This is a genomic window from Delftia sp. WSY_22 (assembly GCF_043104185.1).
GTDB lineage: Bacteria > Pseudomonadota > Gammaproteobacteria > Burkholderiales > Burkholderiaceae_C > Comamonas > Comamonas tsuruhatensis.
The window spans coordinates 16,841-41,567 of sequence record NZ_JBICKN010000059.1 but is presented as its reverse complement, the minus strand read 5'-3'; the positions used below and the strand labels follow the sequence as shown (position 1 = coordinate 41,567).

Below are 24,727 nucleotides of genomic sequence, written 5' to 3'. Positions count from 1 at the left end.
CTATGCCAATATCAGGGGACAGAGTCCAAGCCCCTGTGCGGCCGGTGCCGCCCAGGGGCTTGAAATCAGAGGCCTTGCTTGAGCGAGGCTTCGATGAAAGCGTCGAGGTCGCCGTCCAGCACCTTCTGGGTGGCCGAGATTTCGACGTTGGTGCGCAAATCCTTGATGCGGCTGTTGTCCAGCACGTACGAGCGGATCTGGTGGCCCCAGCCCACATCGGTCTTGGTGTCCTCCAGCTTTTGCTGCTCCACCATGCGCTTTTGCATCTCGTGCTCGTAGAGCTTGGAGCGCAGGCGCTGCCATGCGACGTCGCGGTTGCTGTGCTGGCTGCGGCCATCCTGGCATTGCACGACGATGCCGGTCGGGATGTGCGTCAGGCGCACGGCCGAATCGGTCTTGTTGATGTGCTGGCCGCCGGCGCCCGATGCGCGGTAGGTGTCGGTGCGCACGTCCGAGGGGTTGATCTCGATCTGGATCGAGTCGTCGATCTCGGGATAGACGAACAGCGAGGCAAAGCTGGTGTGGCGGCCGCCCGAGCTGTCGAAGGGCGACTTGCGCACCAGGCGGTGCACGCCGGTTTCGGTGCGCAGCAGGCCGTAGGCGTACTCGCCCTCGATGTGGATGGTCGCGCTCTTGATGCCGGCGATGTCGCCCGGCGTCTCTTCCTCGACCGTGGCCTTGAAGCCCTTGCGTTCGGCGTACTTCAGGTACTGGCGCAGCAGCATGCCGGCCCAGTCGCAGGCTTCGGTGCCGCCGGCGCCGGCCTGGATGTCCACGAAGCAGTTCAGCGGATCGGCTTCCTTGCCGAACATGCGGCGGAACTCCAGTTCCTCGATCAGGGGCTGCAGCTTGGCGGTCTCGCCCTCGATGGTGAGCAGGCCGGTCTCATCGCCTTCTTCCTTGCTCATCTCGAACAGCTCGGCGTTGTCGGCCAGCTCGGCGGTGAGCTTTTGCAGCGTCAGCACGACGCCGTCGAGCAGCTTCTTTTCCTTGCCCAGTTCCTGGGCCTTCTTGGGGTCGTTCCAGACGCTGGGATCTTCCAGCGAAGCATTTACCGTGCGCAGTCGTTCGTACTTTGCATCGTAGTCAAAGATACCTCCGTAGATCTGCCGTCCGCTGCGACAGATCTTCGAGGGTGTTGCCGATGAGGTTGATGCGTTCTGCTTCCATGATGTGTTCCGTCTTCTGATGAATGTGTTCTTGGCTGAATCGCCGATTTTCTCATGCTGGGGCACCGTGCCGGGCCAAGCGCCTGTCGCGCGGGGCTGCGGGAGGGCTGCAGACTGGCGAGGGCTTTCAAAACAAGGGCTTGCAGCGGTCGATCATGGCAGATTTGAAGGGCTTGGCCATGGCAGGGGCGTGATCCGCCTGCGAGGCGCCCGGAAAAAAGGCCCGGCCAGCAGGAGCTGGTCGGGCCTTGGCCGGTGTGTCCGCCCCCGGCGGGGCGGGCGAAAACCTGGTTCAGAAGGTTTCCCAATCGTCGTCGGAGGCCGTGCTGGCCGCCTTGGCCTTGGCCCTGGCAGGTGCGGTCACGGCAGGCCGGGCCGGCTGCGCCGGCTGGGCCGGGCGCGCGGCGCCTGCCGGAGCAGGGGTTGCACCGGCCGCACCGGCCGCACCAGTTGCAGAAGGCAGGGCGGCCGATGCGCGTGCGGGCACAGCGCCTTTGGGAGCGGCAGGCGCCAGATGCGGACGGGGCGCCGCCGGTGTTTGGCGGGGCGCTGCCACGGCGGCGGCGTGGCTGACACCGCGGCTGCTGCCCAGCATGCCGGTGGACGGCGAGAGCTTGAACACGCTCACCACCTCGGCCAGCGCCTTGGCCTGGGCCTGCAGGGCGCCGGTGGCCGCCGCCGATTCCTCGACCAGGGCCGCGTTCTGCTGGGTCATCTGGTCCATCTGCGTGACGGCCTGGTTGACCTGCTCGATACCGGCCGTCTGCTCATGGCTGGCGGCCGAGATCTCGCCCATGATGTCGGTCACGCGGCGCACGCTGGCCACGATCTCCTCCATGGTCTTGCCGGCCGAATCGACCTGGGCGCTGCCTTCCTCGACCTTGCCCACCGAGTCGTCGATGAGCTGCTTGATCTCCTTGGCGGCGGCGGCCGAGCGCTGGGCCAGGGTGCGCACTTCCGAGGCGACGACGGCAAAGCCCCGGCCCTGGTCGCCGGCGCGGGCCGCTTCCACGGCGGCATTCAGCGCCAGGATGTTGGTCTGGAAGGCGATGGAGTCGATGACGCCGATGATGTCCACGATCTTGCGCGAGGCATCGTTGATGGCGGACATGGTCTGCACCACCTGGGCCACGGCCGTTCCGCCGCGCACGGCGACCTGGGACGCGGCGGCGGCCAGCTGGTTGGCCTGCTGGGCGTTGGCGCCGTTTTGCTTGACGGTGGAGGTCAGCTCCTCCATGGAGGCGGCGGTCTGCTCCAGCGAGCTGGCCTGCTCCTCGGTGCGGGCCGACAAGTCCTGGTTGCCCGATGCGATCTGGCCGCTGGCCGTGGCGATGGAGTCCGTGCCCTGGCGCACCTGGCCCACGATGCGTTGCAGGCTTTCGTTCATGTGCTTCAGGGCCAGCAGCAGCTGGCCGGTCTCGTCCTTGCCATGCACCTCGATGCGGCTGCCCAGGTCGCCTGCGGCCACGGCCTGCGCCAGGCTCACGGCCTGCTGCAGGGGGCGCGCCACGCTGCGGGCGATCAGCAGGGCCATGGCCAGGCCGAAGACCACGGCGCCCACCAGCAGGGCGATCACCCACCAGCGCGCAGCCGTGAAGATGTCGTCACCGGCCTGGTTGGCATCTTCGATGCCCTGGGCGTTGAGCTTGATCAGTTCATCGAGCTTGCTGTTGATGGCGCGGCTGGTCTTGACCGAATCGCCGCGCAGCAGCTCGGACGCCTCGTCGGTGCGCAGGGCGTGGGACAGGTCCACGATCTTTGCCGTGTGCTGCGCGTACTGGCCCAGGTCGTCCTTGATGCCGGCCATCAGCTCGCGCTCGCGAGCCGTATTGGCATAGCGCTCGAAGGCCTGCTGGTTCTTCAGCAGCTCGGACCACAGCGCGGGCATGTTCTTGTCGTAGACGGCCATCTCTTCCATGGAGGTGGCCAGCACATGCTGCATGGTCTGCGAGCGGTAGCGCTGCAGCTGGTAGCGCATCTCCAGGAGCACGCGCTCGGCAGGCATCCAGTGGTGGGCCAGGTCGGTGGCGGTCTGGTTGACGCGGTCCAGCTGGACCACGGAGAACAGGCCCAGGCCTGCGGTCAGCAGCAGCAGGGCGATGAAGGAGGCCAGCAGCTTGGGGGCCAGCTTCAGATTGCGGAAAAACATCATGGTGGGGGAGTGCCGTATGGCGAAGAGCGAAAGCGGATGAGCGGCTGGGGCTGGGAGTCGGCGGAAACGGTGGCGATCTGTGGCGATCAGCGGGGCCGACACTCAGCCGCCGCCATGCCGCAGATATCGGTCACTTGCCGGCGAGGCTTAGGGAAAAATAGGTCCAGTCCGAATATTTATTGCGGATTGTTACTTTTGCCGGCCAAGGTCTCCGCGCGCATGGCCTGGTCCGCTCACATGCCCGTTCACATGCCCGCTCACACGTCCGTCGCCAGGCCGGCCTGCGCGCTCGATGCCTGCAGCCACCGCTCCAGATCAGCGGCCGGCAGCGGGCGAGAGAACAGATAGCCCTGTGCCACCGGATAGCCCTGTTCGCGCAGGATGGTGTTCTGCGCTGCCGTCTCCACGCCCTCTGCCACCACGGTCAGGTGCAGGCTGCGGCCTATGCCCAGGATGGCGTTGCTCAGCGCCTGGGCGGCCTCGTCGTGCTCCAGGTCGGCGACGAAGCTGCGGTCCAGCTTGAGCTCGCTGACCGGCAGGCGCCGCAGGTAGCTGAGGCTGGAGTAGCCCGTGCCGAAGTCGTCCATGGACAGGCGCACGCCCTGGGAATGCACGGCCTGCAGCGTGCGCATGGTGCCCGGGTTGGTGTCCAGCAGCAGGCTTTCGGTGATCTCCAGCGTGAGGTCCTGCGGCTTGAGCGCGTTGTGCTCCAGCGTGTCGGCAATCATGCGCGGCAGGTCCAGGTTGTGAAAGCTGGTGGGCGAGAGGTTGACCGACATGGCCGGCACGTCGATGCCCCGGCTGCGCCACTCGCCCAGCTGGCGGCAGGCCTCGCGCAGTGCCCAGGTGCCCAGCTCGCCGATCAGGCCGCATTCCTCGGCCAGTGGAATGAAGCGTGCGGGCGAGATCTCGCCGAATTCCGCATGGCTCCAGCGCGCCAGGGCCTCCACGCCGTAGAGGCGCCCGTCCTTCAGGTCGAGCTGGGGCTGGTAGTGCAGTCGCAGGCCGCCGCTGCGCAGGGCGTCGCGCAGCGCCGTCTCCAGCACCAGGCGTTCCTGGGCCAGGCGGTTCATCTCGGGGCTGAAGAAGCTGTAGAGCCCGCGCCCGCCCGACTTGGCCTGGTACATGGCCATGTCGGCGCGGTGCAGCAGGGTCTCCATGTCGCGCCCGTCGGCGGGAAACACGGCAATGCCGCAACTGGCCGTGCTGGCCAGGGACACGTCGTCGATCATGCAGGGCTCGCCAAGTGCCGACTGCAGCCGCTCTATCACCTCGGCCGCCTGTGCACCGCCGCAGTGTGGCAGCACGATGACGAACTCGTCGCCCGACAGCCGCCCGGCAATGTCCCCCGTGCGCAGCTCCGCCTGAATGCGCTGGGCCACGCTGCACAGCAGCCGGTCGCCGGCCGGGTGGCCCAGCGAATCGTTGACCTGCTTGAAACGGTCCAGGTCGATGAAGACCACGGCCAGCTCGTGGCCCTCGTGCGACGCCACGGACAGCGCCTGCTCGGCCTGGGCCAGCAGCAGGCTGCGGTTGGGCAGGGTAGTCAGCCCGTCGTAGAAGGCCAGCTGCCGGATGCGGCGGCGTGCCTGCTCGCGCTCCAGCGCCAGCGCGCACAGGTCGGTGCAGGCCTCCACCAGCCGCTGGTGGAAGGGATCGGGGCCGGGCCGGTTGAAATGGCGGTAGTAGAAGGCAAAGGTGCCGGCCACGCCGCCCTGCAGCCCGCAGATGGGCGTGGACCAGCAGGCCGTATACCCCAGCGGCAGGATGAGGTGCTTGTAGTCGGCCCACAGCGGGTCGGTGGCGATGTCGCCCACCAGCACGGGCCGGTTGTGAAAGGCCGCCGCGCCGCAGGAGCCGACATTGGGGCCGATGGGCACGCCGTCCAGCGCCGCCGAATAGGAGGCCGGCAGGCTGGGCGCGGCCAGCGGATGCAGGCGGTTCTGGTCATCGACTTCCAGCACCGAGACCGCGATATCGGGCGCAATGCGCTCGACCTCGCGGCACACCAGGTCCAGCACCTCGGTCAGCGGCTGGTCGCGGGCCATGGCCTCCAGGGCGCGCCGCTGCAGCACCTCATGCATCTTGGCTTCGGTAATGTCGGTGATCACCGTCACCGTGGTCTGCAGCCGCCCGTCCGGCCCCATCACGGGATTGGCCTGGGCGCTGACCCAATACCGCTCGCCATCCTTGCCCACCAGGATCTCCTCGCGGTACACCGGCTTGCCTGCGTCCAGCTCGGCGCGGTAGGCGGCCGTGAATTCGGGCGAGGCATGGGGCACCAGCAGGGCGATGGGCGCACGGCCCACCACTTCCTCGCTGCTCCAGCCGAACATGCGGCTGAAGCCCGCATTCACATAGCTGATGGTCCAGTTGCCATCGGCGATCACCACGGCCGCATCGGTGGCATCGGCCACCAGGGACAGGCGCCGCATGTGCTCCTGCCGCCGGCGGTCGGCCAGCATGCGGGCCGAGACATCGGTGGCAATGCACAGCACATGGCTGAGGGCGCCGGCCGCATCGAGCACGGGCGCATAGGTGGCCTCCAGCCAGCAGGTGCTTCCGTCGCGGCGCCGGTGCTCTCCCACGCGCGAAACCGTCTCGCCCGCGCCCCAGCGCTGGCGCCACTGACCGTAGGCGGCCGGGTCGGCCTGGGCCTGCGTGCACAGATCGCTGTGAAGCAGACCTTCAGCGCCCGTGGCCGGATAGCCGAGGATGGCCTCGTAGTTGGCATTGGCGCGCATCAGCCGGCCTTCGGGCGTGAATTCCGCCAGCGCCATGGCCTTGTCCAGCGTGCTCCACAGCGCCTGTTGTCCTGCCGTGCCTGCTACCCGCGTTTCGAACATGGTTCGCTCTCCTGATGGATGCTGAGCTGATGATTGATTGTTTCTAAATGATACCGATCCGGCGCAGCAGCTGGATGTCAGCCACTCTGGTCGCACTTGCTCCCACTGTTCGCCTTTGGATGGTCCGCCTGATGGCACTCTTAGGCAAGTGATTCCGCTGGTTACAATGATTTGAGAATGATTCTTGTTTGATGGTGCCTCCCGCCTTCAAGCCATCGGGTCCTACCATGCCATCCGCCCCAGCCTCCAGCGCCGCCTCCAGCCCCTTGCACCGCGAAATCTCCGCCCTCTATGCCGGCCACCATGGCTGGCTGCAGGGCTGGCTGCGCCGCAGGCTGGGCAATGGGGCGGATGCCGCCGACCTGGCGCAGGACACCTTTGTGCGCATCCTGGGCGTGCGCGACCTGGCCGGTGTGCAGGAGCCGCGTGCCTACCTGACCACGGTAGCCAAGGGCGTGCTCGTCAACTGGTACAAGCGCCAGGCGCTGGAGCAGGCCTACCTCGAAGCCCTGGCCGCACTGCCCGAGCCCGTGGCGCCGTCGCCCGAGCAGCGCGCCCTGGTGCTGGAGACCCTGCACGAGATAGACGCCATGCTGGACGCGCTGCCGCCCATCGTGCGGCGCACGTTTTTGCTGTCCCAGCTGGACGGCATGAAGTACGAGGACATCGCGCAGCAGCTGGAGGTCTCGCTCACCAGCGTCAAGCGCTACATGGCCCAGGCGTTTCGCCAATGCCTGGTGGCAATGGCGTGATGGAGACGCCCCTGCAAGCGCGCGTGCTCGACGAGGCCGCCGAATGGCTGATGCGCCTGCACGACAGCGGCGCCACCGACGCCGACCGCGCCGCCTGCGAGCGCTGGCGCCAGGCCGACCCACAGCATGCCCTGGCCTGGGAGCGCGCCGAGCGGCTGCTGGGCAAGTTGGGCGGCCTGCCTGCAGCGCTGGCCATGCCGGCGCTGGACCGGCCCCGAAGCCACCGCGCCCAGCGCCGCGCCGCCGTGGCCCGGCTGGCCGCGCTGCTGGCCGTGGCGCCTGCAGGCTGGCTGGTATGGAGTGCGGCGGACCAGCGCGGCTGGGGCGCCGACCTGCGCACCGCCACCGGCGAGCGCCGCACCGAGCATCTGGCCGATGGCAGCCGCCTCCTGCTGGACACGGCCAGCGCGGTGGACATCCGGTTTGATGGCGCACTGCGCCTGCTCACCCTGCGCCAGGGCGCGATTTCCATAGAAACGGCGGCCGATACCGCCACGCCGCACCGCCCCTTTGTCGTGGACACCGCCCATGGCCGGCTGCGCGCGCTGGGCACCCGTTTCACCGTGCGGCAAGAAGGGGGCAGGGCGGACGGCGGCCCCGTGCGCCTGGCCGTGACCGAGGGCGCCGTGGAAGTGACGCTGCGCGGCGCCGCCAGCCCGGCGCTGGTCGTTCAAGCCGGTCAGCAAACGGTATTGCGAGCGGGGGAGGTGACCGCGCCCCAGCCCCTGCAGCCCGAGGCCACGGCCTGGACCCACGGCATGCTGATGGCCGACGCCATGCCGCTGGCCGCGTTCTGCGCCGAACTGTCGCGCTACCGCCCCGGCCTGCTGCAGTGCGCGCCCGAGGTGCGCGCGCTGCGCGTGTCCGGCTCCTTTCCGCTGGGCGATACGGACCGGACGCTGACCATGCTGGCCTCCACCTATCCCGTCGACGTGCAGACGCGCATGCGCGGCTACTGGATCACCGTGGTCGCCAGGAACTAAAAAAATCGAGGCAGGGTGACACTTTTTCGGATCTCGGCTGGCAACGGGGAAAGAGCTTTTTTCTTCACCGCCTCCAAGGACCGATTTCCATGCCTGCCGTACCCATGCCACATCCCGTCTTCCATCCCCTGGCGCATGCCGCCCGCCTGGCCCTGCTGGGCATGGCATTGGCCGCAGGCGCCGGGCAGGCGGCCGAACCGGCCCCCGCTTCCGCAGCCCAGACCTACCAGATCGCGCCCGGGCCGCTGGGCCGCACGCTGGCCGGCGTGGCCACGGCGGCGGGCATTTCGCTGTCCTTCGATCCTGCGCTGACCGAAGGGCTCACCAGCCCGGCACTGTCCGGCCACTACGCGCCGCAGCAGGCGCTGCAGCGCCTGCTGGCCGGCAGCGGGCTGGACATGGTGGCGCGCAGCGATGGCAGCTACACGCTGCGCAGGCAGGCCGCACCGGCCAGCGCTGGCGCCGGCTCCACCACGGTCCTGAACGAAGTGCAGGTGACGGCCCGCGCCGAGCGCAGCGCCACCAGCGAAGGTACGGGCAGCTACGTGGCCCGCGCGGTCACGGTGGGCAAGGGCGAGCAGGCGATCAAGGACATCCCCCAGTCCATCAGCGTGATCACGCGCCAGCGCATGGACGACCAGAACCTCAACACCGTGGACGACGTGCTGGCCAGCACCACGGGCATCACCATGTACGACAGCCCCATGGGCGGGCGCTATGTCTACTCGCGCGGCTTCCGCGTGGACACCTACCAGTTCGATGGCGTGAACCGCGCCTTCTACTACCCGCAGGCCGACAACTTCACCAGCAACGCCGCCACGCTGGACCGCGTGGAAGTGGTGCGCGGTGCCACGGGGCTGCTGCAGGGGGCGGGCTCTCCCAGCGCGGCCATCAACATGGTGCGCAAGCGCCCCCTGGCAGAGCGCCAGCTGGAGGTATCGGCCAGTGTGGGCTCCTGGAACAACCTGCGTAGCGAGATCGATGCCACGGGCCCGCTCAACGAGGCCGGCACGCTGCGCGGGCGCGTGGTCGCCAGCCTCAACAGCCGCGACTATTTCTACGACGTGGCCAGCAGCCGCACCGGCGTGCTCTACGGCGTGCTGGAGTACGACCTCAGCTCCCAGACCCGGCTGACGGTGGGCACCACCCACGAGCGGCTGCGCTCCACGCCGTTCTTCCAGGGCCTGCCGCGCTATGCCGACGGGGCAGACCTGCGGCTGCCGCGCTCCACCTTCCTGGGCGCGGACTGGAACCGCTGGGACAGCGAGCAGACATCGCTGTTTGCCGAGCTGCAGCATCGCTTCAACGCGGACTGGACCGTTAAGGCCACGGCGGGCTACACCCGGGAAAAGCACGACATGAAGTACGCCTTCGCCCTGGGGGCCATCAATCCCGCCACGTTGGCGGGCAACGAGATGTATGCCGGCCTGTTCGATGTCACCACCGACAACAAGACCCTGGACGTGGCGGTGGACGGCAAATTCGACGCCTTCGGCCGCCGGCATTCGCTGAGCTTTGGCGCCAACACGGGCCGCATGGTCAACGACAGCGACTATTCGCTGATCCGCATGGGCTTGCCCAACAACGTGTTCGACCCGAGCGCCGCCATCCGCGAGCCGTTCCGCGCGGAATTCCTGGCCAACCGCTATCGCGGCGATGAAAGCCGCACCCGCATGACCCAGTCCGGCGCCTACGGCGTGGCGCGGCTGGGCCTCACCGATGCGCTGACCCTGATCGGCGGCGCCCGCATCACCCGCTTCACGAGCAGCAGCAACTACCGCAACACGGGCGAGGCCTACAACGACCCGTACAAGGAAAGCGGCGTCATCACGCCCTATGGCGGCCTGGTCTATGCGCTCAATGACCAGTGGTCGGCCTATGCCAGCTACTCCGACATCTTCCAGGCCCAGAACGCCGTGACGGCGGCCGGCGACCTGCTGGCACCCATCAAGGGGCGAAATCTGGAAGTGGGCATGAAGGGCGAATTGCTGGACGGCAGGGTGAACGCGGCCGTGGCCCTGTTCCGCATCGACCAGAAGAACCGCGCCGAAGAGGACTTGGTCAACCCCTGCTCGGCCAGCACCTACTGCTATGTCTCCGTGGGCAAGGTCCGCAGCCAGGGGCTGGATGCCGAGATCAGCGGCGAGGTGGCGCGCGGCTGGCAGCTGTTTGCCGGCTACACCTTCAGCCATTTCAAGTACCTGAACAACACCTCCAATGCCGGCGTGGAGTTCGCCAGCACCTACACGCCCAAGCACATGCTGCGGGTCTGGAGCGACTACCGCCTGCCGGGCGAATGGAGCGCCTGGAACGTGGGCGGCGGCGTCAACTTCCAGACCGCCAGCTCGCGCGCGGTGGGCGCCATCACCGATGTGCAGCCAGCCTATGCCGTGTGGTCTGCCCGCCTGGGCTACCGGATCGACCGCAACTGGTCCGTGGCACTGAGCGTGGCCAACCTGTTCGACAAGACCTACTACCAGACCATAGGCGCGCCGGCCTGGGGCAATGTCTACGGCGCACCGCGCAGCGCGACGCTCACCCTGCGCGGCAAGTTCTGAAACGCGGCCAGGAGGAACGGACTGCAGCAGCAGGCGGTAGAGCAGGGTCGCAAGAGGGTCGCAGTTGCCTATAATTGAGAATTATTCTCAATCTCGGGTCGTCGCGTGTCCAGCCCATCGCCTTCCTTGTCCGCCCATGTCGAATCCCTGTACCTGGCCCACCACGGCTGGCTGCAGGGCTGGCTGCGCAAGAAGGTGGGCAATGCCTTCGACGCGGCCGATCTGGCGCAGAGCACCTTCCTCAAGGTGCTGGGCGCCAAGGGGCTGGACCAGCTCCAGGAGCCGCGCGCCTACCTGACCACCATTGCCCGCAACCTGCTGATCAACCAGGTGCGGCGCCGCGCCATCGAGCAGGCCTATCTCGATGCCCTGGCCGCCATGCCCGAGCCCGTGGCGCCGCCGCCCGAGGTCCGGCTCATGGTGCTGGAGACCCTGGTGGAGATAGACCGGCGCCTGGGCCGCCTGCCCGCGCTGGCCAAGCAGGCCTTCCTGCTGGCCCAGCTCGAAGGGCTCGGCCATGGCGAGATCGCGGCCGAGCTGGGCATCTCCATCTCCACGGTCAAGCGGCATCTGGCCAAGGCGGCCATGCGCTGCTTCTTCCCGGAGTAGGCGGCATGCAGGCGTTCCCTTCCGCTTCTTCCCCCATTTCTGCCGAAGTGGCCCGCCAGGCCGTGCAATGGTGGCTGCAACTGAACTCCGGCCAGGCCCAGGCCCGGCAGCACGATGGCCTGCAGCGCTGGCGTGCGGCCAGCCCCGAGCATGAGGCCGCCTGGCAGCGCATCGAATCCATGGGCAGCCAGATGGCCGGCATCCCCATGCCGCTGGCGCGGGCCGCATTGGCCGCACCCGGCTCGGCCGGCAGGCGCCGTGCGGTGCAGGCGCTGGCCGTGCTGCTGGTCTCGGGCGCAGGCTCCGCGGCCGTCGTGCGCTCGCAGGCCTGGCGCGGCTGGACGGCCGACCAGGTCGCGGCCGTGGGAGAGCAGCGCCGGCTGCCGCTGCCCGATGGCGGCAGCGTGGTGCTCAACACCGGCAGCGCCCTCAATCTGCGCTACGGCGCGGCCGAGCGCGTGCTGGAGCTGGTGCGTGGCGAAATCCTCGTGCAGACCGCGCCGGACAGCCTGCACCGGCCCTTCATCGTGCAGACCGCCATGGGCGCCGTCCAGGCCCTGGGCACGCGCTTCACGGTGCGCGAGCGCGAGCCCGGCATCGAAGTGGGCGTGCTGCAAGGCGCCGTGCAACTGCGGCCCGCGCATGCCCTGCATGCCGCGCAGCGCATCAATGCGGGAGAGCAGGGCACGTTCACGGCCCAGCAGGCCGTGCACTCCGGCGCGCTGGACACGGCGGCCAGCGCCTGGGCCGAAGGCATGCTGGTGGCCTCGCGCATGCGGCTGGAGGATTTCCTGGCCGAGCTGGGCCGCTACCGGCGCGGGCGCCTGGGCTGCGACCCGGCCGTGGCCGGCCTGCACGTCTCCGGCGCCTATCCGCTGGCCGACACCGACCGCGTGCTGGCCGCGCTGACTTCCTCGCTGCCCGTGGAAATCCACTCCTTCTCGCGCTACTGGGTGATGGTGCGGCCTGCCGGGGCGGGCAAGGCATGAGCGGCACGGGCTGCATGAAGGCCTTCGCACTTTCCTGAAAAAAATGTGAGCTGATTTGCCGGCGATGGCTGTCAACAGAGACAGGAGCGCACCGCAGCGTGCGCCAACGCTTCTCTACAACCATTGCAACAAGGCCTTTCCATGCGCCCTCAGACCATGCGCCAGAACTCCATGCGGCAGACTGCCGCCCCCACTGTCCGCCCATCCCAGGCGGCCCCGGCGTTACGTCCGGTGGCGCTGGCGCTGCAGGTGCTGTGCGCGGGCACGCTGGCGGGGCTGGCCGCCGCAGGCGCCCTGGCTCCGGCACAGGCCTGGGCGCAGCCGGCTGCCGGTGCTTCGCAGCAACGCCAGTACGACATTGCCGCCGGCCCGCTCGAAAGCGTGCTCAACCAGCTCGGGCGCGAGGCCGGCGTGCTGGTCACCTTCGGCTCGGCTGTCACCGAAGGCTTGCGCAGCGGCGGCGTGAGCGGGCGCTTCACCGTGGAGCAGGCGCTGGACCGCGCCTTGCTGGGCACGCCGCTGGCGGCCGTGCGCTCGGCCGGCGGCGGCTACACCCTGCGCGAGATGCCCGTGGTGCCTGCCACCTCCGGCGCGGCGGGTGCTGCGGGTGCGGCAGGCGCGCCGTCCTCCCAGACACTCAGGACCGTGCTGGTCACGGCCTCGGCCCAGGCCAGCCCCACCACCGAAGGCTCGGGCTCCTACACCACGCCGGCCACGGCGGCGGCCACGGGCCTGAGCCTGTCGCTGCGCGACACGCCGCAGTCCGTCAGCGTGCTCACGCGCCAGCAGATCGAGGACCAGGGCCTGCTCTCGCTCAACGACGCCATGCGCAGCGTCACCGGCATCCATGTCGTCAGCTCGGACAGCGACCGCTCGGACTTCTACTCGCGCGGCTTCTACGTGGACAACCTGCAGTACGACGGCGTGCCCACCTCCATCGGCCTGTCGTTCTACGGCGAATCGGGCAACGACACCACCATCTATGACCGCGTCGAAGTGGTGCGCGGCGCCACGGGGCTGCTCACGGGCGCGGGCAATCCGTCGGCCTCCATCAACATGGTGCGCAAGCACGCCAACAGCAAGGTGTTCACGGGCTCGGCCTCGGCCAGCGTGGGCTCGTGGAACCACCATCGCGGCACGGTGGACCTGTCCATGCCGCTGACGCAGGACGGCCGCATCCGCGCACGCGTCGCCGGCATGGCCGAAGAGCGCGACTCCCATGTGGATCTCTACCACGCGCGCAAGCAGGTCTTCTACGGCGTGATCGATGCCGACCTCACGCCCGACACCACGCTCAGCGTGGGCGCCGACTACCAGGCCAACCGGCCCACCGGCTCGACCTGGGGCGGCCTGCCGCTGGTCTTCACGAACGGCATGCCGGCCGACTGGAGCACCTCCAAGACCACGGCCGCGAACTGGACGCGCTGGAACAGCACCAACAAAAGCATCTTCGCCAATCTGCAGCACCGCTTCGGCAACGACTGGAAGCTCAAGGCCAACTTCGTGCACCGCGACAGCGCCTACGACGCCAAGCTGCTGTACCTCATGCGCCAGCCCGACATCACCACCGGCCTGGGCATGGCGGCCCTGCCCAACTACTCCGAATACAGCTTCCAGCAAAACAGCGCCGACCTGCAGGTGACGGGCGGCTGGGAACTGGGCGGGCGCCGCCATGAGGCCGTGGTCGGCCTGACCAGCAGCCGTGCCCGCGAACACAAGGCCGGCCATGCGCGCACCAGCCCCCTGCAGGACGTGGGCAACTACTACCAATGGGACGGCTCCTATGCCGAGCCCACCTGGGGGCCGCTGACCACCAGCAGCCTGGACCACACGCGCCAGGACGCGCTGTACGGCGCGCTGCGCCTGTCGCTGGCCGATCCGGTCAAGCTCATCGTGGGCGGGCGCCAGAGCAGCTGGAAGGTGCGCAGCCTCAGCGAGGTGCGCGACCACAACGTCTTCATCCCCTACGCAGGCCTGGTGCTGGACCTGAGCGAAGGCTTCTCGGCCTATGCCAGCTACACCGACATCTTCCAGCCCCAGAACTACCGCGACCGTGGCGGCAGCTACCTGGACCCCGTGGCGGGCAAGAGCTTCGAGATCGGCATCAAGGGCGAGCACCTCAACGGCAGGCTCAACAGCTCGCTGTCCGTCTTCCGCATCCAGCAGGACAACGTGGCCCAGCTGGACGAAGGCCAGGTCGTGCCCGGCACCACCGACTTCGCCTACTACGGCGCCAAGGGCGTGACCAGCAAGGGCTTCGAGGCCCAGCTCTCGGGCGAGCTGGCCACGGGCTGGAACCTGTCGGCCGGCATTGCCCACACCGTCGCGCGTGACGCCCAGGGCCTGTCCATCAACGCGTGGGCGCCCAAGACCCAGGCCCAGCTGTTCACTTCCTACCGCCTGCCCGGTGGATGGAATCAGCTCACCGTGGGCGGTGGCCTGCAATGGCAAAGCCGCACCCGCGCCAGCGTCTTCGTGGCGGGCAATGACCTGGTCTTCGAGCAGAAATCCTTCGCCACCGCCAGTCTCATGGCGCGCTACGCCTTCAGCCCCAGGCTCTCGCTGCAGCTGAACCTGAACAACCTCTTCAACAAGAAGTACTACGTCAACATCGACGGCCAGGGCCAGTTCGGCACGCCGCGCCAGGCCATGGCGGTGCTGAACTACAAGTGGTGAAGCTTTCCCTGTGAGGATGGGGTGGAGTTGGCGCGGCAGCAGCCGAGGACGGCGGTGCAGGCCGCTGGCGCCCATTGCGGAGCCAGCAGCCCTTGCAGAGCCATTGCGGGGTAGGCGGCGGATGGGGGCTACACCACGCGCCGGGCCTCCACCTTCACATGGCCGGCCAGCAGGTCGGCGCTGTCGCGGATGGCGCGCAGCGCATGGGCCAGGGCCTGCTGGCTGTGGTGCTCCTGCGGTGCATGCACTGCCGCCAGGGCCAGTTGCGCCAGGGCCGAGATCTCGGTGCAGTTTTCCTGCACGCTGCTGTGGATCTCGGTGATGGCGCTGGTCAACTGGTGCAGGCTGGGGGGTTGTGTCCTGGGGATGTCCTTGTCCATGGCCATGCCTCAGCCCTGCGGGCGCACCGGCTCATGGGTGCGGCATCCGAGCAGGTGCGCCATGGCTTTGGCGGCTGCCTCGGCCGCTTCGGCGCGGCGCATCTCAGCCGCGTCTTCGAATCCGCAGCCCATGGCCTGGGCCTCGGTCCCTGCGTAGTCGGCCAGCGTCTCGGCGCTGTCGCGGATGCTTTGCAGGGCGCGGGCCACCACGTCCATGTGGCGATGGCCCTTGGGCGTCTCCAGCCATGCCAGGGCGAGCTGGGCGATGGAGGAAATCTCTGCACAGCCTTGCTGCACTAGATGGTCCACCTGGGTGAGGGCGTTGGACAGCTGCCGGGTGGTGTGGCTGTCCGTGGCGGATTTGGGCTGGGCGGGGGTCATGCCTGGGCCCTCCGTGTGGAAAGGGCGGCGCCAAAAGAGGGCGTGCAGGCGAGTGCGAGAGAAACGGCGTTCATGGTTCCGTACTCCTGTGTGAGATTTGAAACCGCCAATTCCGCGTTTTGAAGCACGGAAAAGGTGGACGGGATGTTCAAAACACGCACACAGACGTGCGGGCAGCCTTGCGGACAGCCCCATCCCGCCCGTAACCGTTTGGACGAGCGGGCGGGAGCCCACTTGCCAGGTGTTCAGACGTGACGAGGCCTTCTTTCGGGAAGGCTCAGCCGCTGTGTGGTGAAGGTGTTTTGAAGCACCGGCCCCGTGACAGGGGGCCGGTGCGGATGATAGCGCGTGCGGCGTGCGCAAAGTCGCTTCGCGGCCCGTCGCACCTTGCAATCGCGCCCTTTCAGGGATGGCCCAGGAACCGCTGAAAGAGCCCGGCATGCATTGCGTTTATTGAGAATGATTCTTCTTTGCGCGGTTATGATCCAGCCCCATGGATTTGTCCGCCTCCTTCACCGCACTCCGCGTGCAGGGTGAGCGCCAGCCCCATGCCGGCCTGCGGGCGGGCACAGCAACACCGGGCGTAGGCCGGCAACCACCCAGGCCGCTGTCTATTGCGGCTGGCCTTTTTTTCAATCTCGTTTGTCATGTATCAGGAGGGCCGTCACGGCCATTGCTTTCGGCATTTGCATTGCCGCTTTTCTGAACAACCCACTACATGTCCCTTTCCCATTCCGGCCAATCCGGCCATTCCGCCAAACCCACCCATCCGGGCCTGCTTGTCCTGTCCCGCCTGCTGGCCGCCGTCTTCGGCGGCTATGCGCTGGCCAGCGCGCTGGCGGCCTTCCTGGCCGCTGCGCTGCCCGGCGCGCGTGTCGATGCCGTGATCGCCGGCATGCAGTGGAGCTTTGCGCTGCACGCGCTGGCGGTGATCTGGGCGTTCTCGCCGGTTTCGGCGGGCCGGGTCTGGCTGGGGTTGCTGGTGCCTGCGGCGCTGATGGGCGGCGCCGCGCTGCTGCTGGCGCGCAATGGCGCGGGAGGCTGAGATGGCCAAGGCGCAGATCAGCAAGGTCCCCGGCAGCGGCGCTGCCACGGGCGGTTTCCGCCAGGCCCAGGCCTGGCTGCATACCTGGTGCGGGCTGTGGTTTTCGTGGCTGCTGTTCGCGGTGTTCCTCACGGGTTCGCTGGCCGTGTTCCAGGAAGCCATCACGCACTGGATGACGCCCGAGCACCATGCCGAGGAGGCGGCCGAGGCGGCAGCGCGCGCCGCCGCGCCGGCCGGGCAGGGTGCGGACCTGGGCCAGCGCCTGGCCTGGGGCGCGGCCTACATGCAAAAGCACCACCAGGGCGCGCAGATGTGGGAGATCTGGCCGTCCGACGACAAGGGCGGCGGCGACCTGCGTGTCTACTGGTTCGACGCCAACCGCCAGTACGCCGATGCCGAGCTGGACACCGCCACGGGCGAGGAAATGGGGGCCGGCCACGGCCATGGCCACGGTGCCGCGCGCGCCACCATGGGCGGCAACCATTTCGTGGATTTCCACTATGAACTGCATGCAGGGCAGGTGGGGCTGTGGGTGATAGGCATTGCCGCCATGGCCATGCTGGTGGCCCTGGTCAGCGGCGTGGTCACGCACAAGCGCATCTTCAAGGACTTCTTCACCTTTCGCGCACGCAAGGGCCAGCGCAGCTGGCTGGACGCGCACAACGCCGTGGCGGTGCTGACGCTGCCCTTCCAGTTCATGATTGCCTATACCGGCATCGCCATCTCCAGCCTGAGCTTCATGCCCGTTGGCGTCTGGACGGTCTATGGCACGGACCAGGCCGCCCGCACGGCCTTCATCGCCGACATGAACGAGGCCGGGCCGCCCGCGCTGTCCGGCAAGCCCCTGGCGGTGCCCGATCTGGAGCCGTTTGCACGGCGTGGCCAGGAGCTGATGGGCCAGGCGGTGCGCGCGGTGGTCATCGACCATCCCGGCGATGCCTCGGCACGCATCGGCGTCTACGGCTGGAACAGCGATGACCGTGCACATCAGCGCCTGAGCCCCAATTCGGGCATGGCCATGTTCTCGGCCGCCACGGGCGAGGTGCTGCAGGTACGCCTGCCCGGCGGCGCCGACGGCGGCGCCCCCTCGCTGGCCCAGGCGGTCATGGGTGGGCTGCACATGGTCAAGTTCGGCGGGCTGGCCATGAAGTGGCTGTACTTTCTGTGCGGCCTGGCGGGCGCGGCCATGATGGCCACGGGCGCCATTCTCTTCATGGTCAAGCGCCGCAGCCGCCACCAGGGCGAGTTCGGCAGCGCCACGGCGCGCGTGTACCGGCTGATCGAGGGCCTGAACGTGGCGGCCATCGCCGGGCTGGGCCTGGGCTGCATCGGCTACCTGTGGGCCAACCGCCTGGTGCCCGTGGGCCTGGCGCACCGCGCTGACTGGGAGCTGGCCGTGTTCTTCGGGCTGTGGGGCCTGGCGCTGGTGCATGCGCTGGCCTGCGCGCCAGCCGCGGCCTGGCGCCAGCAGATGGGCCTGCTGGCCATGCTGTGCCTGCTGCTGCCGCTGCTCAACTGGATCACCGTGGGCGAGCCGCTGTCGGCCCACATGCTGGAGGGCGACTGGGAAAGCGCCGGGGTGGAGCTGTTCTGCCTGGCCACGGGGCTGGCGGCCGCCTGGGCCTGGCGCTGGCTGGCGCGGCGCGGCGAGGGTGCCGCCACCAGGCAAAAGGCGGCCAAGGGGCAGGCCGCCGTAGCCGGCCCCTCGGAGGTGCAGGCATGAGCACGTTGCACGCATCCCTGGCCGCACTGGCCCTGGCCTTTGCAGGCATGGCGGCCCTGGCCTTTGCCATGGACCGCCACTACGAACAATTGACCGGCGCGCGCGAGCTGCCGGCCCGCCGTGGCCCGCAGTTGCGCGGCCTGGGCACGGCGCTGCTGGCGCTGGCCCTTGTGCCCGTTGTCTCGGGCTGGGGCGGCACGGTGGGCACGGTGGCCTGGCTGGGCTTTGTGTCCGCCGGCGCGCTGATGGCCGTGGCCCTGATCAGCGCCCATGCGCGCTGGGCGGCGCGGCTGGCCTGGTTGGCTGGCGTGCTTGCCGTGGCGGATTTGGCGTGGATTGTTTTCAGTTTCGGCATTACGGGGTTTTTCAGATGAGTTTCCTGCTTTCGTTCCAGTTCGGGGTGTGTGTGATCGGGAGGCAAGCATGACGCGCACGCAGCAACGCTGGAAAGCCATCGCCGTGGCGGTGGTCCTGTTGGCGGCGGCCGGGGGCGCGGCCGCCTGGTGGTCCAGCCGGCCTGCCGTGGCCTACCAGACCGAGACCGTGGCGCGCACCGATATCGAGTCCACCGTCACGGCCATCGGCACGCTGCAGCCGCGCCGCTATGTGGACGTGGGCGCCCAGGTGTCGGGCCAGGTCACCCGGCTGCGCGTGGAGCCCGGCGCCCAGGTGGAGAAGGGCGCGCTGCTGGTGGAGATCGACCCCAGCGTGCAGCGCGCCACGGTGGATGCGGGGCGCGCCTCGCTGGCGGGCCTGCGCGCACAGCTGGCCGAGCAGCAGGCGCTGCGCAAGCTGGCCGAGCAGCAGCTCACGCGCCAGCGCCAGCTGGCCCGCGACGGGGCCACGCGCGAGGAAGACCTGCAGACCGCAGAAGCCAACCTGGCCGCCGCCGGCGCCCGCATGGAGCATCTGAAGGCCCAGATCGACCAGACCCAGGCCACGCTCAAGGCCGACGAGGCGCGCCTGGGCTATACGCGCATCTACGCGCCCATGGCGGGCACCGTGGTGTCGGTGGAGGCGCGCGAGGGCCAGACGCTGAACGCCACCTACCAGACGCCCAACATCCTGCGCATTGCCGACCTGTCGGCCATGACGGTGTGGACCGAAGTGTCCGAGGCCGACGTGCGCCGCGTGCGCGACGACATGCCGGTGTACTTCACCACGCTGGGCGGCGCCGACCAGGCCAGGCCCCGGCGCTGGTCCAGCAAGGTGCGCCAGGTGCTGCCTTCGCCCTCTACCAGCCAGGCGCCGGCCGGCGGCAATGCGGGCCAGGCGCCTGCGCCCGCCACCAAGGCCGTGGCCTATACCGTGCTGTTCGATGTGGACAACGAGGACGCCGAGCTGATGCCCCAGATGACGGCCCAGGTGGTCTTCGTCACCGGGCAGGCCGCGCAGGCGCTGACCGTGCCGCTGATGGCCGTGGCCGACAAGGCAGAAAAGGCCGAGAAGGCCGGCAGCACGCAGACCGTGCGCGTGCTGGACGCCAAGGGCCAGCCCGAGCAGCGCACCGTGCGCCTGGGCGTGCGCAGCCGCCACCAGGCCGAGGTGCTGGAGGGCCTGCAGGAAGGCGAGCGCGTCATCGTCGGCGAGACGCCTCTGGACCGTGGCCCGCGGTGGCTGCAATGGTGATGGCGCAGGGCATGCAGGCCGGCGCGCCGCTGGCCGCACCGCTGATAGAGCTGCGCGGCATCACCAAGCACTACGGCGGCGGCGACAGCGGCCAGCCCGCCGTCACCGTGCTGCACGGCATCGACCTGGAGATACGCGCGGGCGAGTTCGTGGCCGTGGTGGGCAGCTCGGGCTCGGGCAAGTCCACGCTGATGAACATCCTGGGCTGCCTGGACCGGCCCAGCGAGGGCAGCTACCACTTCCAGGGCCAGGACGTGGCCACGCTGGACTCGGATGCGCTGGCCTGGCTGCGGCGCGAGGCCTTCGGCTTCGTCTTCCAGGGCTACCACCTGATCGCCAGCGAAAGCGCCAGCGAGAACGTGGAAATGCCCGCCATCTACGCAGGCCTGCCCAAGGAAGAGCGCGTGCGGCGCGCCCGTGCGCTGCTGGAGCGCCTGGGCCTGGGCTCGCGCCTGGGCAACCGGCCCAACCAGCTGTCGGGCGGGCAGCAGCAGCGCGTGTCGATTGCGCGCGCGCTGATGAACGGCGGCCAGATCCTCCTGGCCGACGAGCCCACGGGCGCGCTGGACTCGCACAGCGGCGCCGAGGTCATGGCCCTGCTGCGCGAGCTGGCCGATGCGGGCCACACCATCATCCTCATCACCCACGACCGCGCGGTGGCCTCCCAGGCGCGCCGCGTGATCGAGATCAGCGACGGCCGCATCACCAGCGACAGCCGGCGCGACGATGCCGCCAACGCGGTGAATGCGGCGAATGCGGGCGCTGCTGCCCTGCCGCTCACGCCGCAGCGCGGCAGCGCCGGCGCGCCCTGGCTGGCCGAGCTGTTCGAGGCCGCGCGCAGCGCCTGGCGCGGCATGCGCATGAACCGCGTGCGCACCAGCCTGACCTTGCTGGGCATCGTCATCGGCGTGGCCTCGGTGATTGTGATGCTGGCCATTGGCGAGGGCGCGCGGCGCAAGGTGGTCGAGCAGATGGGGACCATGGGCACGGCCATCCTCTACATGGGCAGCAAGCCGCCGGCCACGGGCGGGCCGGCCGGGCAGATGACCGAGGAAGACCTGGCCGCCGTGCGCGAACTGCCCGAGATACGGCGCGTCATGCCCGTGATCGGCGACCCCATCACCGTGCGCTACGGCAAGGCCGACAAGCAGATCTACGTGTTCGCCGCCAGCGAGGAAATGCCCCTGGTGCACCACTGGAAGGTGGCCCAGGGCCGCTACTACACCGAGGCCGAGGACCGCGACCTGGCGCCCCTGGTGGTCCTGGGCCACAAGGCGCACCAGCATTTCTTCCCCGACACGCCCAACCCGCTGGGCCGCCAGCTGATCATCGGAACATCGGCCTTCGAGGTCATCGGCGTGATGAGCGAGCGCGGCGCGGACTCGGGCGCGCAGAACTATGACGACATGGTCTTCATTCCCTACCGCTCGGGCCGGGCGCGCGTCTACCAGTCGCAGACCCAGCCCGACTATGTGGTGATCGAGGCCATGTCCTCCGACGTGGTGCACGAGGCGGAGGAGGCCATGCGCAAGCTGCTGCTGGCGCGCCACGGCGGGCGCGAGGACTTCGGCATCGGCAACGCGGCCGCGCGCATCCAGGCCGAGGCGGCCACGCGCCAGAGCATGGCGGTGATGCTGGGCCTGATTGCCGCCGTCTCCCTGGTGGTGGGCGGCATCGGCGTGATGAACGTGATGCTGATGACGGTGCGCGAGCGCACGCGCGAGATCGGCATCCGCATGGCCACGGGCGCGCGCCAGCGCGACATCCTGCGCCAGTTCCTGACCGAGGCCAGCCTGGTCACCTTCGTGGGCGGCACGGTGGGCCTGCTGGCCGGGCTGGCCGTGGGCGTGGTGCTCATCGTGGCGGGCGTGCCCGTGGTGTTTTCGGTGCGCGCCATGCTGGGCGCCTTTGCCTGCGCCGTGGTGACGGGCCTGGTGTTCGGCTACATGCCTGCCAAGACGGCGGCGCGGCTGGACCCGGTGCGCGCGCTGGCGGGAGAGTGAGATGAAAGACATGAACGACAAGACGCTGGGAAATGCGCGCCTGGGCTGCATGGCCCTGGCCCTGGCTGCGCTGGGCGGCTGCGCCGCGCAGCAGACGGTGCCGGACAGGACAGCGCCTGCGCTGGCCGCTTCGTGGAAGCAGCAGGGCGAAGCCGTCCCTGCCTCTGTTTCACCGCAGTGGTGGCAGGCCTTTGGCAGTGCGGAGCTGGGCGGCGTGGTGCAGGCCGCCCAGGACCAGAGCCTGGACATGGCTGCCGCCATGGCCCGCGTGCGCCAGGCCGAGGCGGCCACGCGCCAAGCAGGCGCGGCGCTGCTGCCCTCGCTCAATGGCGAGCTGCGCGCCCAGCGCATGAACCATGCACAGGTGGCGGGCGGGCAGGCCAGCGTCTACGGCGCCGCGCTGACGGCCTCGTATGAGGTGGACTTCTGGGGCCGCAACCGCGCCACGCGCGATGCGGCGGCGGCGGCCTGGCAGGCCAGCCGGTTCGACCAGGACACGGTGCGCCTCACGGTCACCGCCCAGGTGGCCCATGGCTGGCTGCAGGCCGTGGCGCTGCGCGAGCGCCAGGCCATTGCGGCGCGCAACGTGGCCAATGCCGAGCGGCTGCTGGGCCTGGTGGAGTCCCGTGCGCGCGCAGGTGCCGCCACCCAGCTGGAGCTGGCCCAGCAGCGCGGCCTGGTGGCCAGCCAGCGCCAGGCCCTGGCCACGCTGCGCCACCAGGGCGAGGATGCCGATGCCACGCTGGCCGTGCTGCTGGGCCAGGCCCGGCGCCCCGCGCTGGCCACGGATTCGCTGCAAGCCCTGCAGCTGCCCGAGATCGGCCCAGGCCTGCCCACGCAGCTGCTGCAGCGCCGCCCTGACATTGCCAGTGCTGAGGCGCAACTGGCCGCCGCCAGCGCCAACCTGCAGGCCGCCCGTGCGGCGCTGTGGCCCCGGCTGACCCTTACGGGCAGCGCGGGCACCAGCGCGGGCCGCGCCAGCGACTGGCTGCGCGAGCCGGTCTATTCGCTGCTGGCCGGCCTCGCCGGCCCCATCTTCGACGGCGGTCGGCTGGCGGCCGAGCGCGATGGCGCCCAGGCCCGGCGCGAGGAGCTGCTGGCCGGCTATTACAAGTCCATCGTCGCGGCCTATGGCGATGTGGACCTGGCGCTCAACGCCGTCCACGGCCTCAAGGCCCAGGCCGAGGCCCAGGCCGAGGTGCTGGCCCAGGCCCGCCAGGCCGTGTCGCTGGCCGAGCTGCGCTACAAGGCCGGGGCGGAAAGCCTGCTGTCCCTGCTGCAGGCCCAGACCACGCTGTACGCGGCCCAGGACGATGCCGTGCTGCAGCGCCTGCTGCAGCTGCAGGCGCGCGTGGCGCTGTACCGGGCGCTGGGCGGGGGGTGGGAGGCGCCTGCCATGGGCACTGAAATGCCGGAAAGACAGGCACAAAAAAGCCAGGGGGCATTGCCACCTGGCTGAGAGGGAAGGGCCAGGGCCGCCACCCGGTCCTGCCGGGTGTGCGGCCTGAGGCCTCAGGCTTGAAGCCTGCTCAGCTGCCGCGCGTGATGGGCACGCCGGCATCCTTGCCGTAGGCGCCGTACTTGCCCAGCTCCCACTTGGCGATGGCGTTGCGGTGCACCTCGTCCGGGCCGTCGGCAAAGCGCAGCGTGCGCGCGTGGGCGTAGGCGCTGGCCAGCGGGAAGTCGTCGCTCATGCCGCCGCCGCCGTGCACCTGCATGGCCCAGTCGATGACCTGGCAGGCCATGCTGGGGGCCACCACCTTGATCATGGCGATCTCGCTGCGCGCCACCTTGTTGCCGGCAATGTCCATCAGCCAGGCGGCCTTGAGCGTGAGCAGGCGCGCCATGTCGATGCGGCAGCGTGCCTCGGCGATGCGCTCCTGCGTCACGGTCTGCTGGGCCACGCTCTTGCCGAAGGCGATGCGCGAGCTGGCGCGCTTGCACATCAGCTCCAGCGCGCGCTCGGCCAGGCCGATCAGGCGCATGCAGTGGTGGATGCGGCCGGGGCCAAGGCGGCCCTGGGCGATCTCGAAGCCACGGCCCTCGCCCAGCAGGATGTTGCCCACGGGCACGCGCACGTTCTCGAAGTACATCTCCATGTGGCCGTGCGGCGCGTCGTCATAGCCCATGACGTTGAGCGGGCGCACGATGCGGATGCCGGGCGCGTCGCCGGGCACGATGATCATGCTCTGCTGCGAGTGCTTGGGCGCATCGGGGTCGGTCTTGCCCATGGTGATGAAGACCTGGCAGCGCGGATCGCCGGCACCCGAGATCCACCACTTGTGGCCGTTGATCACGTACTCGTCGCCCTGGCGCTCGATGCGGGTGCAGATGTTGGTGGCGTCGGAGGAGGCCACCTCGGGCTCGGTCATGGCGAAGGCCGAGCGGATCTTGCCGTCCAGCAGCGGCTTGAGCCAGCGCTCCTTGAGTTCGGTGCTGCCGTAGCGCGCAATGGTCTCCATGTTGCCGGTGTCGGGCGCAGAGCAGTTGAACACCTCGCTGGACCATGGCACGCGGCCCATGATCTCGGCCAGCGGCGCGTATTCCTGGTTGGTCAGGCCGCCGCCCTTGTAGCCTGCGGCCTCGGCGCTGTCCACGGGCAGGAACAGGTTCCACAGGCCTTGCTCCCGGGCCTTGACCTTGAGCTTCTCGATGGTCTGCAGCGGCGTCCAGCGCTTGCCTGCGGCGGTGTTGGCTTCCATCTCGGCGGCATAGTCCTTTTCGCCGGGATAGATGTGCTCGTCCATGAACTTCAGCAGGCGTTCCTGCAGGTCCTTGGTCTTGGGCGAATATTCAAAGTCCATGGATGCGCTCCTTCTCTTGGCTTGTCGC

Annotated in this window: 18 protein-coding genes; 12 read left to right on the top strand and 6 right to left on the bottom strand. The window is 69.2% G+C overall.

Annotated features, from left to right (window positions below):
- Positions 1-65: 65 nt before the first annotated feature.
- The 3 genes from prfB to ACF8NF_RS25870 all read right to left on the bottom strand — a co-directional run bounded on the left by prfB (position 66) and on the right by ACF8NF_RS25870 (position 6,167).
- Positions 66-1,170 (bottom strand): peptide chain release factor 2 gene (gene prfB, locus ACF8NF_RS25880; protein WP_392451530.1). Its coding sequence is split into 2 segments (ribosomal slippage): positions 66-1,088 and positions 1,090-1,170, totalling 1,104 coding nucleotides; the frame shifts between segments, so codons are not numbered across the junction.
- Between the two features lie 291 nt (positions 1,171-1,461).
- Positions 1,462-3,321 (bottom strand): methyl-accepting chemotaxis protein, encoded by a 1,860-nt coding sequence (locus ACF8NF_RS25875; RefSeq protein ID WP_392451529.1) that lies wholly within the window; start codon positions 3,319-3,321, stop codon positions 1,462-1,464.
- A 257-nt stretch (positions 3,322-3,578) separates the two neighbouring features.
- Entirely contained in the window at positions 3,579-6,167 is a 2,589-nt protein-coding gene (locus ACF8NF_RS25870) for a GGDEF and EAL domain-containing protein (RefSeq protein WP_209800557.1), read from the bottom strand.
- Between the two features lie 227 nt (positions 6,168-6,394).
- Between ACF8NF_RS25870 and ACF8NF_RS25865 the strand changes: the two genes are divergently transcribed.
- From ACF8NF_RS25865 to fhuE, 6 genes are all read left to right on the top strand, one after another.
- On the top strand, positions 6,395-6,919 hold the full coding sequence (locus tag ACF8NF_RS25865) for a sigma-70 family RNA polymerase sigma factor (protein WP_392451528.1): 525 nt from the start codon (positions 6,395-6,397) through the stop codon (positions 6,917-6,919).
- On the top strand, positions 6,898-7,902 hold the full coding sequence (locus ACF8NF_RS25860; protein ID WP_313281332.1) for a FecR domain-containing protein: 1,005 nt from the start codon (positions 6,898-6,900) through the stop codon (positions 7,900-7,902). Before ACF8NF_RS25865 ends, ACF8NF_RS25860 begins: the two co-directional genes overlap by 22 nt.
- An 89-nt stretch (positions 7,903-7,991) precedes the next feature.
- Positions 7,992-10,460: a TonB-dependent siderophore receptor gene (locus tag ACF8NF_RS25855; protein WP_392451527.1), complete on the top strand. Its 2,469-nt coding sequence runs from the start codon at positions 7,992-7,994 to the stop codon at positions 10,458-10,460.
- A 126-nt stretch (positions 10,461-10,586) separates the two neighbouring features.
- Positions 10,587-11,069: a sigma-70 family RNA polymerase sigma factor gene (locus ACF8NF_RS25850; RefSeq protein WP_016450750.1), complete on the top strand. Its 483-nt coding sequence runs from the start codon at positions 10,587-10,589 to the stop codon at positions 11,067-11,069.
- A 5-nt stretch (positions 11,070-11,074) separates the two neighbouring features.
- The gene (locus ACF8NF_RS25845) at positions 11,075-12,058 is read left to right on the top strand and encodes a FecR domain-containing protein (protein ID WP_074923606.1); all 984 of its coding nucleotides are present in this window, start codon (positions 11,075-11,077) and stop codon (positions 12,056-12,058) included.
- A gap of 141 nt (positions 12,059-12,199) precedes the next feature.
- Complete coding sequence (gene fhuE / locus ACF8NF_RS25840) at positions 12,200-14,734, top strand: ferric-rhodotorulic acid/ferric-coprogen receptor FhuE (RefSeq protein ID WP_392451526.1); 2,535 nt, start codon at positions 12,200-12,202, stop codon at positions 14,732-14,734.
- A gap of 128 nt (positions 14,735-14,862) precedes the next feature.
- Here the strand turns inward: fhuE and ACF8NF_RS25835 are convergent, their stop codons facing one another.
- Positions 14,863-15,120, bottom strand: a complete 258-nt coding sequence (locus tag ACF8NF_RS25835; RefSeq protein ID WP_046986446.1) for a hypothetical protein — start codon at positions 15,118-15,120, stop codon at positions 14,863-14,865.
- A 3-nt stretch (positions 15,121-15,123) separates the two neighbouring features.
- On the bottom strand, positions 15,124-15,495 hold the full coding sequence (locus ACF8NF_RS25830) for a hypothetical protein (protein ID WP_277848551.1): 372 nt from the start codon (positions 15,493-15,495) through the stop codon (positions 15,124-15,126).
- Between the two features lie 718 nt (positions 15,496-16,213).
- Between ACF8NF_RS25830 and ACF8NF_RS25825 the strand changes: the two genes are divergently transcribed.
- From ACF8NF_RS25825 to ACF8NF_RS25800, 6 genes are read left to right on the top strand one after another with little or no spacing between them, the layout of a single operon-like run.
- On the top strand, positions 16,214-16,540 hold the full coding sequence (locus ACF8NF_RS25825; protein ID WP_016452933.1) for a DUF3649 domain-containing protein: 327 nt from the start codon (positions 16,214-16,216) through the stop codon (positions 16,538-16,540).
- 1 nt (position 16,541) lies between these two features.
- Complete coding sequence (locus ACF8NF_RS25820; protein WP_392451525.1) at positions 16,542-18,263, top strand: PepSY-associated TM helix domain-containing protein; 1,722 nt, start codon at positions 16,542-16,544, stop codon at positions 18,261-18,263.
- Entirely contained in the window at positions 18,260-18,637 is a 378-nt protein-coding gene (locus ACF8NF_RS25815; protein ID WP_016450743.1) for a DUF3325 domain-containing protein, read from the top strand. The genes ACF8NF_RS25820 and ACF8NF_RS25815 overlap by 4 nt, the downstream gene beginning before the upstream one ends.
- Before the next feature lie 49 nt (positions 18,638-18,686).
- On the top strand, positions 18,687-19,892 hold the full coding sequence (locus ACF8NF_RS25810; RefSeq protein ID WP_016450742.1) for an efflux RND transporter periplasmic adaptor subunit: 1,206 nt from the start codon (positions 18,687-18,689) through the stop codon (positions 19,890-19,892).
- Positions 19,892-21,895, top strand: a complete 2,004-nt coding sequence (locus tag ACF8NF_RS25805) for an ABC transporter permease (protein WP_392451524.1) — start codon at positions 19,892-19,894, stop codon at positions 21,893-21,895. Before ACF8NF_RS25810 ends, ACF8NF_RS25805 begins: the two co-directional genes overlap by 1 nt.
- A 1-nt stretch (position 21,896) precedes the next feature.
- Positions 21,897-23,354: an efflux transporter outer membrane subunit gene (locus tag ACF8NF_RS25800; RefSeq protein ID WP_392451523.1), complete on the top strand. Its 1,458-nt coding sequence runs from the start codon at positions 21,897-21,899 to the stop codon at positions 23,352-23,354.
- A 70-nt stretch (positions 23,355-23,424) separates the two neighbouring features.
- On the opposite strand, the gene ACF8NF_RS25795 is transcribed toward ACF8NF_RS25800, so the two are convergent.
- Entirely contained in the window at positions 23,425-24,699 is a 1,275-nt protein-coding gene (locus tag ACF8NF_RS25795) for an acyl-CoA dehydrogenase family protein (RefSeq protein ID WP_016446718.1), read from the bottom strand.
- Positions 24,700-24,727 lie beyond the last annotated feature (28 nt).